The sequence below is a fragment of the Endozoicomonas acroporae genome (assembly GCF_002864045.1).
Classification (GTDB): domain Bacteria; phylum Pseudomonadota; class Gammaproteobacteria; order Pseudomonadales; family Endozoicomonadaceae; genus Endozoicomonas; species Endozoicomonas acroporae.
The window spans coordinates 1-12,281 of record NZ_PJPV01000030.1 but is presented as its reverse complement, the minus strand read 5'-3'; the positions used below and the strand labels follow the sequence as shown (position 1 = coordinate 12,281).

At 47.5% G+C, this 12,281-nt stretch carries 14 protein-coding genes; 12 read left to right on the top strand and 2 right to left on the bottom strand.

Translation table 11 applies throughout. The annotated features are described in order from the left end of the window. Positions 1 to 330: 330 nt before the first annotated feature. From CX664_RS05400 to CX664_RS27735, 5 genes are all read left to right on the top strand, one after another. The gene (locus CX664_RS05400) at positions 331 to 1,548 is read left to right on the top strand and encodes an IS110 family RNA-guided transposase (protein ID WP_101745755.1); all 1,218 of its coding nucleotides are present in this window, start codon (positions 331 to 333) and stop codon (positions 1,546 to 1,548) included. Between the two features lie 167 nt (positions 1,549 to 1,715). Continuing rightward, the gene (locus CX664_RS05395) at positions 1,716 to 3,161 is read left to right on the top strand and encodes a phosphohexomutase domain-containing protein (RefSeq protein ID WP_101745754.1); all 1,446 of its coding nucleotides are present in this window, start codon (positions 1,716 to 1,718) and stop codon (positions 3,159 to 3,161) included. A 924-nt stretch (positions 3,162 to 4,085) separates the two neighbouring features. After that, entirely contained in the window at positions 4,086 to 4,559 is a 474-nt protein-coding gene (locus CX664_RS05385) for a TIR domain-containing protein (protein ID WP_101745752.1), read from the top strand. 537 nt (positions 4,560 to 5,096) lie between these two features. Continuing rightward, positions 5,097 to 6,680: an O-antigen ligase family protein gene (locus tag CX664_RS05380; RefSeq protein ID WP_101745751.1), complete on the top strand. Its 1,584-nt coding sequence runs from the start codon at positions 5,097 to 5,099 to the stop codon at positions 6,678 to 6,680. A gap of 17 nt (positions 6,681 to 6,697) precedes the next feature. Continuing rightward, the gene (locus CX664_RS27735) at positions 6,698 to 6,823 is read left to right on the top strand and encodes a hypothetical protein (RefSeq protein ID WP_276328472.1); all 126 of its coding nucleotides are present in this window, start codon (positions 6,698 to 6,700) and stop codon (positions 6,821 to 6,823) included. Between the two features lie 83 nt (positions 6,824 to 6,906). Here CX664_RS27735 and CX664_RS05375 read toward each other — a convergent pair whose 3' ends face one another. Next, on the bottom strand, positions 6,907 to 7,149 hold the full coding sequence (locus tag CX664_RS05375) for a type II toxin-antitoxin system Phd/YefM family antitoxin (protein WP_101745750.1): 243 nt from the start codon (positions 7,147 to 7,149) through the stop codon (positions 6,907 to 6,909). A 135-nt stretch (positions 7,150 to 7,284) separates the two neighbouring features. Between CX664_RS05375 and CX664_RS05370 the strand changes: the two genes are divergently transcribed. The 5 genes from CX664_RS05370 (at position 7,285) to CX664_RS05345 (ending at position 10,414) form a co-directional block, all read left to right on the top strand. Then, the gene (locus tag CX664_RS05370) at positions 7,285 to 8,019 is read left to right on the top strand and encodes a tyrosine-protein phosphatase (RefSeq protein ID WP_101745749.1); all 735 of its coding nucleotides are present in this window, start codon (positions 7,285 to 7,287) and stop codon (positions 8,017 to 8,019) included. A gap of 537 nt (positions 8,020 to 8,556) precedes the next feature. Then, positions 8,557 to 8,748, top strand: a complete 192-nt coding sequence (locus CX664_RS26950) for a hypothetical protein (protein ID WP_101745747.1) — start codon at positions 8,557 to 8,559, stop codon at positions 8,746 to 8,748. A 123-nt stretch (positions 8,749 to 8,871) separates the two neighbouring features. Beyond that, positions 8,872 to 9,477, top strand: a complete 606-nt coding sequence (locus tag CX664_RS05355; RefSeq protein WP_101745746.1) for a hypothetical protein — start codon at positions 8,872 to 8,874, stop codon at positions 9,475 to 9,477. A gap of 235 nt (positions 9,478 to 9,712) precedes the next feature. Then, positions 9,713 to 9,955 (top strand): hypothetical protein, encoded by a 243-nt coding sequence (locus tag CX664_RS05350; RefSeq protein WP_101745745.1) that lies wholly within the window; start codon positions 9,713 to 9,715, stop codon positions 9,953 to 9,955. Between the two features lie 90 nt (positions 9,956 to 10,045). Beyond that, on the top strand, positions 10,046 to 10,414 hold the full coding sequence (locus tag CX664_RS05345) for a VanZ family protein (RefSeq protein WP_101745744.1): 369 nt from the start codon (positions 10,046 to 10,048) through the stop codon (positions 10,412 to 10,414). A 40-nt stretch (positions 10,415 to 10,454) separates the two neighbouring features. On the opposite strand, the gene CX664_RS26220 is transcribed toward CX664_RS05345, so the two are convergent. After that, complete coding sequence (locus tag CX664_RS26220; protein WP_101745743.1) at positions 10,455 to 10,733, bottom strand: hypothetical protein; 279 nt, start codon at positions 10,731 to 10,733, stop codon at positions 10,455 to 10,457. A gap of 65 nt (positions 10,734 to 10,798) precedes the next feature. On the opposite strand from CX664_RS26220, the gene CX664_RS27360 reads away from it, so the two are divergent. Both CX664_RS27360 and CX664_RS26945 read left to right on the top strand, forming a co-directional pair. After that, positions 10,799 to 10,984, top strand: coding sequence for a nuclease-related domain-containing protein (locus CX664_RS27360; protein ID WP_241693374.1), 186 nt, complete (start codon positions 10,799 to 10,801; stop codon positions 10,982 to 10,984). Between the two features lie 213 nt (positions 10,985 to 11,197). Further along, positions 11,198 to 12,115: a hypothetical protein gene (locus CX664_RS26945; protein ID WP_101745742.1), complete on the top strand. Its 918-nt coding sequence runs from the start codon at positions 11,198 to 11,200 to the stop codon at positions 12,113 to 12,115. Positions 12,116 to 12,281: the final 166 nt, after the last annotated feature.

The following is a 12,281-nucleotide window of genomic DNA, read 5'->3' as shown; positions in this document are numbered from 1 at the left end:
CCACAAAGCACACGAAGAGCACAAATGCTCATGACCGACATTTCGGTCACCCCGCACAATGAAAATTAGGCTCTGCCACAATTATCATGGTGCAGAGCCTGGCAGTGGTCGTTATCTTTGCAGTGGCTTATAGACCCTGAACACAAATTGACCCGGGCTGGATCGTTCGCACCCTCGCTTATCTCATGGTTCTGAACTGGCACCATCAAGGTTCCATTTCTGAAACATTGAATGCACGGCAAACAGTCCTGTTCTCCAAGTGAGATCATGGCGATCCGATCCAGTCCGCCAGGCTCTGCCGGGCCGAAGTGAACGTTTGGAGCATAGACGATGCAAACCATTGTGAACAATTGCGCCGGCATTGATGTCCATAAAATGATGGTCATGGTTGCCATTCGTAAAGAAACGGCAGAAGGCAATATTCAAACATTAACCCGTGAATTCGGCACCTTCCGGAAAGACCGGGAGCTCATGTGCCAGTTCCTGCAACAACATCAGGTTGACCTGGTGGTCATGGAAAGTACTGGCGTCTACTGGAAAAGCATTTATGCATCTATCATTAGATGCAAACTGAACCCTTGGGTGGTGAATGCCCGGCACGTCAAGAATGTACCCGGCCGCAAAACGGATACATTGGACAGTCAGTGGCTCGCCCATCTTGCCCATTGCGGCCTGGTTCGCCCGAGCTTTGTGCCTCACCCAGACCAGGAACAATTACGTTTACTGACTCGTCGGCGAGACACACTGGTCAAGCAAATGGCCAATGAAAAGAATCGTCTTCATAAAATTCTGGACGACAGCGGTATCCGGCTGGGTGGCCTGATCAGTGATATCAACGGCAAGTCTGGCCAGCGCATGGTAAACGCTCTGATTGATGGTGAATCCCTTCAGGACATTATCAAGAAGGCTGATAGTCGACTGAAGGCCGACAGAAAACAGCTGATGGCCAGTATGGATGAAGAGCTTTCCCCTTCTCATCGAATCGTATTGACAGACATTCGGGATCACATTGATTTTCTGAGCAAGCAGCAAGATAAGCTGGAAAAACAGATTCTGAAAAGCATTGAGCCCTGGAAAGAAGCCTGGCAGATACTGCAGACGCTACCCGGAGTCAGCGAAATGAGTGCAGCAACACTGATCGCAGAAATCGGTGATGACATGAGCAAGTTCGGAGGCATGAAGGAAATCGCTTCATGGGCTGGGCTGTGTCCGGGCAACAACGAGAGTGCTGGGAAATGCAAAAGTGGTCGAACCCGAAAAGGGAACAAGATGATCAAAACGATCTTGTGCGAGGTGGCTAATGCTGCCATCAAGACCAAGAGCCAGTTCAAGGGCAAGTACCAGAGCCTGGTCATTCGCAGGGGGCATAAGCGAAGCCTGGTTGCCATAGCTCACAAGCTCATTCGTGTAATTTATACCTTACTAAAGCGACGCCAGCCTTATATTGACCCTGACACTGATTACGAGGGTTTGATGGTCAGGAAGAATGCGTCACGCTGGTTGAACAAACTGGTCGATTACGGCTACCTGGCTCAGGCTCAGCAATAAGCCTGAGTTTTTATTAATACGATAGTTCCTTGTTCTGTACAGGGCGGTTCCTTGCACCTTGAGTTCAGGGATTTTCACGGCAAAGAACACGAAGGAAAAGCCTTTTTCTTTTCTTTTCTTTTCTTTGTGCTCTTTGTGGCCTCTGTGGTTCAAAAAAAGGTTTAAAAATGCCCCGACTCTCCTGTTTCAAGGCCTACGATATTCGTGGCCGTATGCCCGATGAATTGAATGAAGATATTGCCTGGCGGATTGGCCGGGCGACGGCGGAGTTCTTAAATACCAGTGCGAAACCCAAAACCATGGTGGTGGGTGGTGATATTCGTCTTTCTACACCTGAACTGAAAGAAGCCCTGAGCGATGGGTTGCGTGCCGGTGGTGTGGATGTGATTGATATTGGCCTGTGTGGCACTGAAGAGGTTTATTTTGCCACTTCGCACCTGAAAACGGATGGGGGCATTATGGTGACCGCCAGCCATAACCCGAAAGACTATAACGGCATGAAGCTGGTGCGGGAAGAGAGTAAGCCGATTTCTGGCGATACCGGGTTGTGGGAGATCCAGCGATTGGCTGAGGAAGTTTTTGTTCAGCCGGACAGAGTTGGCTCTGCGGATATTCCTTTTGGCTCTTATCGGAAGATCAGTAACCTTGCTCCTTATGTGGAGCATATCCTGGGCTATATCAAACCTGCTGAGTTGCAACCTCTGAAACTGGTAGCGAATGCAGGCAATGGTGCTGCCGGGCATGTGATTGATGCCATTGAAGAGCGGTTTAAGGCGACCGCCATGGATGGCGGAAGTGCCTGTTCGGCAGGGAGCATTAACAGGCCGACCGGTGTGCCGGTGGAGTTTGTGAAGATTCACCATGAGCCGGATGGAAATTTCCCCCATGGTATTCCTAACCCGCTGTTACACGATTGTCGGCAGGCAACTGTGGACGCGGTCCTTGAGCATAAAGCGGATATGGGTATTGCCTGGGATGGGGATTTTGACCGCTGCTTTCTGTTTGATGAGAAAGGTCAGTTTATTGAGGGGTATTATATTGTCGGGCTACTGGGTGAGGCATTTCTTGCCCATTATCCTGGCGCGAAGATTATTCATGATCCCCGGTTGACCTGGAATACTATTGATCAGGTATCAGCAGCTGGCGGCATTCCGGTGCTTTGTAAGACAGGCCATGCTTTTATCAAGGAGCGGATGCGGGAAGAAGATGCTGTATATGGTGGTGAGATGAGTGCTCATCATTATTTCCGTGACTTTGCCTATTGTGATTCTGGGATGATTCCGTGGTTATTGGTGGCGGAGTTGATGTCTCACAAGAACAAGACACTCTCTGAACTGGTGGCGGAGAGAATAGCCTTGTTTCCCTCTTCTGGTGAAATTAACAGCACTTTGGAAAATCCCCAGGAAGCCATTGAGCGTATCTTAGCGATTTATGAAAAAGATGCCGTAGCAGTAGATCATACCGATGGGATCTCACTGGATATGGGACAGTGGCGGTTTAATTTACGACTATCAAACACGGAGCCGGTGATACGGTTGAATGTGGAGAGTCGTGGAGATATCGCGTTGATGGAAGATAAGACTGCGGAATTGTTGGGGTTGATTCGGGCGTAACTACAGGGTTATCCGTTATCCTTCACAATGCATTCTTTAACCAAGAAAGGAGCCGATTAATCGAGTTCCTTTTTTGGTTATGGCATTACCAAAAATACTGGCTTGGCTGATTTTAACGAATTAAAAATGGTGCAATGCTTAATTCCAGTTCTTTCATCGTATCGTGCATAAATAAAGCTGGTTTTTAAGGGGAAGGAATTTGTCCGGGATGATGCAAATGCGCGAATACATTTTTCTAATAAACGTTTAATGCCCAGCTCCATAAATTAACTATAGAGGTAATAATATGACAAATGGGTTTATATACCCTTTATTTGATTCAATAATTAGGTTTTTATGCTACTGCAATCTAGTTGAGTTTTTTAAGTTTATAGCAAAATTATATACAGAGATATCTTTCAAGCAAAGAGAAGAAATAGTAACGAAAGATGCCATAGTCAAAAGCTGCAATATAGCTATTGATATATTCCAGGTTTCAAAATGGTCTGTTCTATTTTTACTTTGGTATTATTCTGTAGATTCATTGTTTTCCAGAATTGTTGTTTGCTATTTTTTGGCTACTAACTTATTCACATACTTTTACTACCACGTGTGGGGCAGTAAGTACCAAAAAAGAACCGATAGAGATACATTAAATAGAAAGTTTTTGAATGCAATTTTAGCTATTTCTTTTTATATATTTTGCTACGCATATCTGTTTCAGATACATTATAGCCACATGATAAAGTGGCCAGATGACTTAATTGATTCAACAAATGCAATATATCTAAGTGTGGCAAACGCATTTACTCTGACTTATGGTGGCTTCTCTCCGTTGACGCAAAAAATAAGAATAGTTTTTATGAGTGAGCTAATAACTACTTTCTTGTTTTTTACAGTTATTATTACCAATTCAATACCAAATCATATAGGTGAGTTACACGAATGAGCTATAGAAACAAAACATATGTGATTTTTGATGCTGATACAGATATAAAATGGTATCGATTGATGACTGCTTGGAAAGAGAATGACAATATAGATTTTGATTTTCATAATGCACATGATTTAAATAACCTGTTGAAGAGTTCGTCAGAAGAAACGATTAAAGGAAAGCTTAGAGAGAGATTGCATAACACCAAGCAAGCAATTGTTCTCGTTGGTGAAAACACAAAAAACTTATATAAGTACGTTCGGTGGGAAATCGAAGTGGCTATTAGCATGGACATTCCTATCATTGCCGTAAATCTGGATAAAAGTAATAAGGCAACGGATAAAACACCCTCAATTCTCAAAAATAGAGCATATTTCGTATCTGTTCCTTTTGAGCAAAAGAAAATTAAACATGCATTAGATAAATTCCCTGCTGAGTATCACGAAAATAAGTCTAAGGCGCCCAGTTCGAGATTTTATAGCTAGCAGTATCGGCATTTAACACATATGAGCCTCCCTGGAGTCAAGAGTAAAAAAACCGGGGTCATATATGGTCCGCCCCGCATTGCAAGGAAAAGTTTTCCATCATGACTAAAGAGTAATGCTCCCATTCTTATAATAAACAGTCCAGCCTTTGGGGTGAGGTCTCAATCCCTCTGGCCCTGATGGAATCCGCTCACTCCCTCCTCATCAGCTCTTCGGCCTCCATCCTTGTTGCGGGTCTTGAATTGGAACCACAGAGCACACGAAGAGCACAAAGGAAAAGATAAGATAAGATTTTTTCTTTTCTTTGCCGTGAAAGAAAATTGCCACGGAGGCACAGAGACACGGAGAACAGAAAAACGCTTTTCCTCTGTGTCTCCGTGACTCTGTGGCTAAAGCTTTCATGACAGAGGGTGACAAACCATCGTCATGAACATTTGTGGTTCAAAAAACAAACCCTCTCCGTCCATGACCGTTTTCTGTATAATCCCCACGCTCCCCACTCTATTGATTGCCTGAATCTGTTTAAGGATTACCGCCTTGTCCACGCTGGATAACCGTTTTAGCCGTTTTCTGTTTTATTTTCTGTTGCTAGTGATTACCTGGCTGCCACTGCCCTATGGCAGCAAGCCTGAGTGGGCCATGGGGATTTTGAAGGCGGGTGTTTTTGCGCTGTCTGCCTTTTGGCTGGCAGGTTATGGCTTTGGGCATCTGTCGGTTACCTCTGCCTTTCGCAAAGGGATGCCGGTTTTTGTCGGGTTGTTGCTGGTTGCTTTCTGGGTTTGGGTTCAGTCATTGCCACTACCTGCAACGCTTGTGCAGCAGTTATCGCCGGTGGCCTGGTCGGTTCAGGTAGAAGCAGCCAGCGCATTAAACCTGCCGGTGCCGGGTTCTCTTTATCTTTCCCTTGATCCCTTTGCTTCTCAGGTTCATGCCCTATTATCGCTGGCCTATGCGCTGCTGTTTGCCATGGTGCTGCTGCTGGTCAGTGATCCTAAACGGCTGCGGGTGATTGCCTGGGTATTTGTGATTTCCGGGACATTTCAGGCGTTGTTTGGTTCTCTGAGTACTCTGTCTGGCGCAGAGGTTTTGCTGTTTGGACCGAAAGAGACCGGCCAGGGTGTAGCTTCAGGTACGTTTGTTAACCGTAATAGTTTTTCCGGCTGTCTGGAGATGACACTGGCGGTGGGTATGGGGCTTCTTCTTGGGCAGTTGAATGAACGGCGTGCTCATGACTGGCACGAGTTCTGGCGCCAGACCCTGAAAACCCTGTTGAGCAATAAGGTTATTTTACGAACCGCCATTGCCATTATGGTGGTCGGGCTGGTGATGGGCCGCTCACGTATGGGGAATACCGCGTTTTTCTCCAGCCTGATGATTGCCGGCGTGCTGTATGTGATTTGTCGTAAAAAACTTACTCGTGGGGTGGTGATTCTTTTTGTCAGCCTGTTTGTGATCGATACCATTATTGTTAGCCAGTGGTTCGGGTTGGAAAAGGTGGTGGAAAGGTTGGAACAAACCAGTACACAAACCGAAACCCGTGATGATGTGAACCCGCAAACATTGGCCGCTATTCCCCAGTTTGCCCTGACCGGTTCTGGCGCAGGCGCTTACTATACGACTCTCCCACAATATCATGATGGTAGCTGGCGTGGCTTTTATGATCTGGCCCATAACGATTTTTTGCAATTCCCACTGGAGTTTGGTTCACCCGCTTATGCCATCTTGGGGCTGATGGTGCTGCTTACCGCCTGGCAGTCCATTCAGGCCATGCGCCAGAGACGAAATATGCTGATGGTGGGGATGGGGTTTGCGGCGTTTATGGGAATTCTGGCGATTATGATTCATTCGTCGGTGGATTTTAATCTGCAGATTCCTTCGAATGCGGCTTATTTTGTCTGCATGATGGCGTTGGGGTGGTTGGCTCGGTATTTGCCGACCCTGGCAGGCGCTTCCCGCCGCCCGCCGCCCGAAAAAGATAAGATAAAAGCTTTTAAGGGCATCGGCTCTTATTGCATCAAGGCTAAATCAACCAGCAGTTTCTGTGCGCTTTGCTTTTGTCGCATAAAGGCGATGATGAAAGCTTTGTTGGATTGCAGGTCTAGCCGGTACAGCACTTTGTAATTCTCAAGCAGATTGAGTTGGCGATAGTCTTGTATGCCGATCAGGGACAACTCAGGGCAGGCCGGGCGACAGGGTACCTCTTCGATGAGTTGTTGGCTCTGCTGAACCAGGCTGGTGATGAGAAGGTTGAGCTGGTCGGGTGAAATAAACAGACTCATGTAAGCTTTGAGCTGGCGCAATGTCTGAAATGCAGTTTCTGTTATTTCTACAATAACGGGCTCTTCCATCAGGCTTTATCGCTCAGGCGCTTAAGGGCTTCTTCCGGTGTCAGGGTATTGTTTTCACGAATATCCCGTTCGGCACGGTTGGCCAGTTTCAGCAGGGCGATGGCTTCATCTCTCATGCTGGCTTCCTGCTCAGAATAGATACGGTAAACAGGCCGACCATGTTGGGTAATACGGAGCGGACCGTCCATAACATCCAGCTTTGCGGCATTTTGTTTTAGATAGCTGAGGGTTTGAGTTTCCATGGTGTTCTACCTATAGGTCTGTTAATGGTCTGATTATAGTCTGTTCTGGTGGTCGGCGATAAAGATTTAGGCCATGACCTGATTTCTGTAACTACTTTTCTTACCTTTTTCGGACCATGGACAACGGCTGAAAAGATGATTGATATTCACAACCATATTATCCCCGCCATTGATGATGGCCCCGATACCCTGGAGCAATCCCTGGAGCTGCTGCGCATAGCCGAAGCCAATGATATCCAGCGGATGGTCTGTACGCCCCATATGCATCCCGGTCGTTACGATAACGATATCAATACTATTGCCCCTGCCTTTGATGTGCTGGTTGGCCATGTCCATCAGGCAGGCATTAATGTGCAGCTGGCCATGGGAGCGGAGGTGCGGTTCAGTGATGAGCTGATGTTCCAGCTGCGTCAGAAGCGCATCCCGATGATTGGTAGATGGGAGGGTTACGACTGCCTGCTGTTGGAAATGCCCCATAGCAATATTCCAGTGGGCATTGAACATATGCTGGAGTGGCTGGATCGCCAGCAGGTGCGGGTGGTGATTGCCCATCCGGAACGGAACAAGGAGCTGATGGCATATCCGGAACGCATATTTCCATTGGTGGAGCGGGGCGCATTGTTTCAGGTGACTGCCGGTTGTATTCCCGGTTTTTTTGGAGAAAATGCACAGACTGCGGCTCGCTGGTTGCTGGATCATGAGCTGGTGCAGTTTGTCGCTTCGGATGCTCATCATGCCAAACGACGACCGCCTGCTATGAAGGCGGCAGCTGAAGTGCTGGATGAGTGGTATGGGAAAGAGATTCGGGATCAGCTGACTTTGACCAATCCGGATCTGCTGACCTTTTCACTGTTTGGTGGGGCTAAGTGATTTTGTTTTGAACCACAAAGCACACAAATGTTCATGACGATGGTTTGTCACCCTCTGTCATGAAAGCTTTAGCCACAGAGTCACGGAGACACAGAGGCACGTAGACAAGATAAAGTTTTACCTCTGTGTCTCCGTGCCTCCGTGGCAAATCTTTCATACCAGAGGGTGACGAACCATCGTCATTAGTATTTGTGTGCTTTGTGGTTCCAATCGCCGGGTGCCTTAAAGCCCACGTATGACAAGGCTTTCACCCTTAAGTCAGTGCCATTGGGTGAAGGGCCCCATGACCAGGCTTTCATCAACCACATGAAGGGGCTGTATGACCACAGAGAAACCGGTCAAAAGGTGAAGGTCGAGTCTGCTGATGGTGGTTCACCCCAGGATATCATTAGATATGTTGTGAAAAAGAAGCATATCGACTATGACCGGAAAGTGATTTTGATGGACTCGGACATCCCGCTTTAACCGCAGGACGAGATAGAAGCCAGGAAGAATGAGATTACGATTATTCAGTCCACACCACACTGCCTGGAAGGCATGTTGCTTGATATTTCTGGAGAGAAAATTCCTGTTAACAGCCAGGCCTGTAAGGCTAAACTTCATCCTCGCCTGAATGGCTCTCCTGTGGATAAAGAGAGCTATGCAAGTCTGTTTCCGAAACCGGTGCTGGATCAAACACCAAAGCCGCAGATTGTTGAACTGAGAACGGTTATCTCAAACAGTAGCTGAGGCTTTATTTTGAACGGTTCGTTGTTCGCTTCTGCTCACGCCCATAAAAGATAAAATGGTTTTATGGGAGATGGGCAGCGGGGAGAACCAATTTTGAAAAAAGAGATGGCAAATGCTTAAACGATGGCTGCTGGTTTTGCCCGGTATTGCTTTATTAGCGGTGGCATTAATACCGCCTTCAATCTGATTCGCTCAGAGATCTGGCGTTACCAGACTCAGGATTTTCTGGAGTTCTGGCAGGCAGAGACCAAAGCGGATAGCAATTATGAGATTAGTCAAAGGGATTTTGACGTGACCGTTAAGGGTATCGACAATGCCCTGGATAACGCACCCTTTGCATCGGAATTGCGGGTATTAAAGGCCAGGATTCTTGAGCAGGGATTCCGCCACGGTTTAACCCCAACCCAGACTGTTGAACCGGTGGATTTAACGGCCTGGAAAGAAGCCATTCTGGCCAGACCGGGCTGGCCCTATAGCTGGAGCGATTATGCCAGTGCCCGCTCCCAACACTCTCTTATCGATAAAGAGTTTGAAGCCGCACTGGTTCGTGCTGATGAGCTTGGCCCTTGGGAGCAAAAGGTAATGGAGAATGCCACTGTTCTTGGTCGCTATTATCGCGGCTGGTTAAGCGAGCCGGTTCAGCAGAGGTTGGATGACAGCAGTGCACGACTGGCGCAGCTTTACCCCTGGCGGGCGAAGCAGTTGGATAAGCAGTATCCGCTGCCTTAATACTGATTTCTGAAGAAATAAAAGTCCTGAATGGGCGACAGGGTCAGATTAATGGCCTGTTACCCATTTACCGTACATCACTCGCTACGAGATAATCATCACACTCATCATTATTGATAAAAACTCTTTATCACAATATGGTATCGACTCACTTGCTCACGCCCACTAAACAGCCACTGCTGATGAACGCTCTGCTTCTTATGGCGTATTGAGTCTGTTAAGCTGGGGATTCGTTATGGCCTGCAACAGCCTTTTCGGTTGGCTCGGCCTGATTGTTGTTTCTCCCTATGGGGCGTATCTGTGTCATAACAGGTTGCACCCGGAAACACGCCCAAGTTTTTGGGTAGCTTACTGGCTATTCCTGGGGCTGCCGTTCACTATAGATGCACTGTACGGCTCCCTCTGGTGGCTGGCTTACTGGCCAGTGACGTTTGGCAATGTATGGGCTTTGAATGTGGTCAGAAAAAATAAAGCCTGATGGTTAGCACTTGCCCACCCCGGATTGCTCCGGCTGATTTAATTGCCTTGACATTGTACGCTGCCTGAGAACGGCCACATCGGGATTAATATGGATGACCTGATCACCAGGTTGCAGGAGATCCCTTCTGCGGCCTATCGTTTTACTTTTTTTGCCGCCCTGGCCTTTGCCCTGTTTATGGCGGTGATCCCTGGCAGTGCCGACCCCACCGGCTTTGTTAATGACAAGTTTAAACATGCCGTCACCTTTCTGGTGCTGTTTATCCTGTTTGACCTGGCCTATCCCACCACTGGCATGCCCTGGTGGAAACCGGTTGGGCTGCTGGCCTTTGGGGTATTTATTGAGCTGTGCCAGAAGATGACGGGATACCGGAGCTTCAGTGTTGGGGATATTCTGGCCGATGGGGTGGGAATATTAGGGTATCTTGGCCTGTATGCAGCTTACCAGAGTAGTCTTTAAGGCCTGTATTTTCACCGGAAACAAACAGCCTGAATGCCTATCATTGAGCTGACTGGAGCGGTGGTAAGAATATAGACCCCCTGATGCTGATCACAATTCGGCCATTGGGTAAATGAAAAAACTCTCGTCCTTCTACCCACCTCAATCCCTCTTTGCCGTTGATTCTTCTGTCTACCCAACTTCTCGACCAGCCGGTTAATTCGCAGAACTTGTGAATCCGTATGTAGTTAATCAAAGGGCTGCCTCCTGGTGGAGTTTTATCAAACAGTGCAAGCAGCATCGCCAAGTCAGACTGGTTCTCTATGGTTGAATCCTTCATTGAAATGCCTTTGCAGAATCAGTTTGTAGCGGCAAGGTGATGGATCATCAGAAAATGATACAGCCATGAAACAATCTGAATATAGACAGTGGTCAATCATCAGCGGACTTTTGCAGTGGGGTGGGTGCCCTGAATACACTGTCAATATTATTGTTTCTGCGTTCGGTACCTTCGTGATCGGAACCAAAAATATGAAGGGCTGGATTTTTGGTTCGGAACATCAGAAACAGTGGACCCAGAAGATTTTTTAAACACACTTCCAGGCTGCAGACCCCGCTCCATCAAAACTATAAGCACACTAAAGTTCTAGCCTCCTGTCTCGGGCTGGACGAAAGCAAGTTGTTTTCTAGTGTGCTTTTTGTGGGGGACAGCTCGTTTAAAACGACTATGCCAGATAATGTCACCTGTGCTGACACAGGGGGTATATCAACCCCCAGAATGGTCAGGAATACACCCAATACAACTTGCCAAGGTTTGAATGCGAAGTCCTGATTACCGGCTATGACGTGAAACGACGGGCAGCGGTTATTGAACGCTGGCATGATCTGGAATCCGGTAAAGCAACTCCTATGGTTCAACTCAAAGAACCACCATTGCCTGTTGACCCACATCTCCAGCTTGAGAAAAACATCGCCTCCACCCGAAGCGCCATTGCCCTGGCAGAAGCCCTGGGTTTTACCGGCAATCAAAAATTGCTATCCGCTGACCGGATGCTGAAAAGCCAGATCGGTTTCTCACCACTGGAAGCCATGGGCCAGAAAGCTCTCTCTGCTTCCGTTCAGGAAATGACCTTCACCCCGACCCAGCTCGGCGCAATGCTCGATTCGGTCATCAGCGGTCGTAAAATCAACCAGCGACTGATGCAGGCCGGATTCCAGGTCAGACACGACAAAACCTGGAACCCAACAGAGCAGGGTAAACCGTTCTGTGAAGTGCTGGACGTGGGCAAGCATCATGGCGATGGCACACCCGTTAAACAAGTTAAATGGTACAAGACAGTGCTGGATGAACTGACGACACCCTTTGACGAAGTGCAGGAAGCCACTGCGTCTGAACCAAAGCCACAGCGTAAATCAAGAACCATCAAGTCGGGGCGTAAACACAAACCCTACACCAAAGGCCTATATGGTCTGGATGGTTATTTCTCTACCCGTGAAATCGGTGTCATGGCCGACCTTAACTTTATGCAGGTCAGTCAGATTCTGCTCAGAGAAGGCTACCTGACCAAACGTAAAAACCGGTACACGCTAAGTGAAAAAGGTTTTGCCGAAGGCCATGCCATGTACGACACCCAGTACAAGAAAGTCTATAAGGAAAGCTTTGAAAACTTACCGCACACCTGCGGGGCTGTGTTTAATGAATCAATTCTGGATTTGTTTTGAGAGAGGATGATATGCAGCAATTCCCGACGATTACACGACAATATCCATAGCAGGTTCGTAAACGGACTCATAATATTCACAGAAAAAGAAAATCTTCAGCTACTTTCGCTGGAGAAAAATCTCTATCTCTAACCCTGAAATCCTGGCTATCTTTTGATGTTATGAA

Excerpts from the sequence above, each read along its gene's own strand:
- CX664_RS05400 (WP_101745755.1), top strand. The coding sequence starts at position 331 with ATGCAAACCATTGTGAACAATTGCGCCGGCATTGATGTCCATAAAATG.
- CX664_RS05395 (WP_101745754.1), top strand. The coding sequence starts at position 1,716 with ATGCCCCGACTCTCCTGTTTCAAGGCCTACGATATTCGTGGCCGTATG.
- CX664_RS05385 (WP_101745752.1), top strand. The coding sequence starts at position 4,086 with ATGAGCTATAGAAACAAAACATATGTGATTTTTGATGCTGATACAGAT.
- CX664_RS05375 (WP_101745750.1), bottom strand. The coding sequence starts at position 7,149 with ATGGAAACTCAAACCCTCAGCTATCTAAAACAAAATGCCGCAAAGCTG.
- CX664_RS05370 (WP_101745749.1), top strand. The coding sequence starts at position 7,285 with ATGATTGATATTCACAACCATATTATCCCCGCCATTGATGATGGCCCC.
- CX664_RS26950 (WP_101745747.1), top strand. The coding sequence starts at position 8,557 with ATGTTGCTTGATATTTCTGGAGAGAAAATTCCTGTTAACAGCCAGGCC.
- CX664_RS05355 (WP_101745746.1), top strand. The coding sequence starts at position 8,872 with ATGGCTGCTGGTTTTGCCCGGTATTGCTTTATTAGCGGTGGCATTAAT.
- CX664_RS05350 (WP_101745745.1), top strand. The coding sequence starts at position 9,713 with ATGGCCTGCAACAGCCTTTTCGGTTGGCTCGGCCTGATTGTTGTTTCT.
- CX664_RS05345 (WP_101745744.1), top strand. The coding sequence starts at position 10,046 with ATGGATGACCTGATCACCAGGTTGCAGGAGATCCCTTCTGCGGCCTAT.
- CX664_RS26220 (WP_101745743.1), bottom strand. The coding sequence starts at position 10,733 with ATGAAGGATTCAACCATAGAGAACCAGTCTGACTTGGCGATGCTGCTT.
- CX664_RS27360 (WP_241693374.1), top strand. The coding sequence starts at position 10,799 with ATGAAACAATCTGAATATAGACAGTGGTCAATCATCAGCGGACTTTTG.